Raw genomic sequence first — 720 nt, 5'->3', positions numbered from 1 at the left:
CTAGTCACTTGAATCTGAAGTTCGGTTCATTGTCTTCTGGCAGAAGGGCTTGACCGACGCGAGGATCTGGTCGGCGGATTTGACCCACTTGTATGGGGTGGGATTTTCGTTGTGGGTTTCGATGAATGCGTCGATGTCGGCTTTCAGTTCCGCGGTGGAACGGTGTACGCCGCGCTGCAACTGCTTTCGCGTCAGCTCCGCGAACCACCGCTCGACCTGATTGATCCAGGATGCCGATGTTGGCGTGAAGTGAAACATGCCAGTGTGGGCGGCGCGCGAGCCAGGCCTTGATCCTCGGCGTCTTGTGGGTCGCATAGTTGTCCATCACCAGATGCACGTCCGGCCCATTGGGCACTTCGGCGTCGATCCGCTTCAGAAAGTCGAGGAATTCAGTGGCTCGGTGACGCTTGTAGCAATGACCGATCACCGCCCCAGTGGCAATGTCGAGCGCGGCGAACAACGATGTCGTGCCGTTGCGGACATAGGTATGGGTGCGCCGTTCGGCGACGCCCGGTGCCATCGGCAGCACAGGTTGCTCGCGATCCAGGGCCTGGATTTGCGACTTCTCATCCACGCAAAGCACGATCGCCCGGTCCGGAGGCGACATATAGAGGCCGACGATGTCCTGCACCTTGTCGACGAAGAGCGGATCAGAGGAAAGCTTGAATGTCTCGGCACGATGCGGCTGCAGGCCAAATGCGGTCCAGATCCGACGGATGG

Annotated in this window: 1 pseudogene; it reads right to left on the bottom strand. The window is 59.4% G+C overall.

The features are described from left to right. Positions 1 to 720: pseudogene (locus tag ATN84_RS18830) on the bottom strand (IS630 family transposase); the annotation flags it as partial.

The sequence above is a fragment of the Paramesorhizobium deserti genome (assembly GCF_001558695.1).
GTDB lineage: Bacteria > Pseudomonadota > Alphaproteobacteria > Rhizobiales > Rhizobiaceae > Paramesorhizobium > Paramesorhizobium deserti.
The sequence above is the reverse complement of the archived record's forward strand: the minus strand, read 5'-3'. Positions and strand labels throughout refer to the sequence as shown.